The 2,042-nt window shown below is 32.0% G+C and carries 1 protein-coding gene; it reads left to right on the forward strand.

Annotated elements, in window-relative coordinates:
• The first annotated feature begins 203 nt into the window (after positions 1–203).
• The gene (locus ACRBBL_RS16555; protein WP_431370184.1) at positions 204–1,985 is read left to right on the forward strand and encodes a S41 family peptidase; all 1,782 of its coding nucleotides are present in this window, start codon (positions 204–206) and stop codon (positions 1,983–1,985) included.
• Positions 1,986–2,042: the final 57 nt, after the last annotated feature.

A 2,042-nucleotide genomic window follows, 5' to 3' on the forward strand; every position in this document is an offset into this window, starting at 1 on the left:
CTTCCGACTTTTTTATGGAGTTGATAAATTTTCTTTACTGTGTAAATTTTATTTCTCTAATTTAAGTATAGTAATATGTGCCGTTTATTTCAACTAGGCTTTTTTCTTGTAATTTGGTGAAATTTGCTACTTTTAATGTAAAAGGAAACAATCATTAATTATTCCTTCAAAAGTCATAACAAAATCACAAGCTGTAAATTCAAATGATAAATAAAGTCATACTTATCTTATGTGCCGTTTTAATGCTTTGCACTCCACATCAAAACGAAACCGATCAAATAAGCAATTTAAAAACATTTGCAAAAGTATACGGTTATGTCAAATATTTTCATCCAAGTGACGAAGCTGCAAACATTGACTGGAATCGCTTCTCAGCTTACGGAGTTAGTGAAATTATAAGATGTAAAACTCAAGCAGAAGTTATTGAAAAACTCAACACATTATTTAAACCCATTGCGCCTAGTATTGTTTTTTCGAACGGAAAGTCAAACTACAATACAAATGTTTTAATTCCACCCAAAAAAGAAGCATACACAACTACGTATTGGCAACACAAAGGTGTGTCTATTAATATGTATTCCAGATACCCTAATCCATACAAAAGTGTTCGGGTAAATGCCTTAATGAAAACTACTAAACTCGGAGAAACGAAAGCCACAAAAGGCAAACCTTTGTTTGATGCTTCACCAGCTTTAGGAGCAATCATCGAAGAAAAAATCGGGAATCATATTTATTGTCAAATTCCATTAAAATTATACCTAAACAACGAAGGAACATATCCCAAAAGTGAGACATTTAATGCACTAGAAAGAAAACTAAACGCAATCGACGTTAACGCTAGCGGAATTGCTTCTCGATTAGGAAACATTGTAAATGTGTATAATGTATTTCAACATTTTCACCCTTATTTAAAAGAAGCTAAAGTCGATTGGAGCAAAGAATTTGAAACAGCATTGGAAAGAAGTTTTAAGGACAATACGGACTTAGATCATCAAATTACATTGCAAAAATTTACAGCGACTTTAAAAGATGGACACACTCAGGTAAGTGGTGTAAAAACGGGAAAACACCAACCGCCAATCAATTGGGAATGGATTGAAAATAAGCTTGTAATTACAAATGTTTTTGATGATACAATAGCATTAAATATTGGGGATGTTGTTACAAAAATAGAAGGTATTCCTGTTGACGAATATTTCAAAGAAATAAAATCTACCATTGCTGCTGGTACCGAAGGCTGGTCTAACTACCTTGCACAAATATACAGTATACTCGGTAAAAGTTATACCGAATTAACCATTGAAGTAAATTCCAAAACCTTTACGTTAAAACGTGATGGCATACATAGTTTTGGTAGTACAAAAATACCTATTCAAAAGAATTTATATAAAAAATTAGATCATAATATTTATTACTTAAACCTCACTAAAACACCCATGGATACCATCACAAAAATATTACCAAAGCTTGAAAAAGCAAACGGAATCATATGTGATTTAAGAGGATATCCTAGAGCGAATGATGGTTTTATTTCACATTTATTAAAGGAAAAAGACACCTCTACATCCTGGATGAGAATCCCAAAAATAATATATCCAGACCAAAAAAATCTTGTAGGATACGAAAACAGTAGTTGGGAATTAGAAGCTAAAAAACCCTATCTAGGCGATAAAAAAATTATATTTCTAGCCAATGGAAGAGCCATTAGCTATGCCGAAAGTTATTTGGGTTTTATTAAAGGGTATCGTTTGGCAACAATTGTAGGCCAACCAACTGCTGGAACAAATGGAAATGCAATATCTTTTAACCTTCTAGGTAATTACAAGGTACGTTGGACAGGAATGAAAGTAGTAAAACACGACGGTTCGCAACTTTACGCCATTGGAATTTTACCCGATATTTATGTAAATAAAACTATTGAAGGTGTAAAATCTGGTGAAGATGAATTTTTAAATAAAGCCATTGAAGTAATTTTAGAAAGATAATTTATATAAGTTAGATATAACTTCACTTTTAAAAATATTTGTATACTTGCGCATGGA

The sequence above is a fragment of the Kordia sp. genome, from assembly GCF_050633145.1.
Classification (GTDB): Bacteria; Bacteroidota; Bacteroidia; order Flavobacteriales; family Flavobacteriaceae; genus Kordia.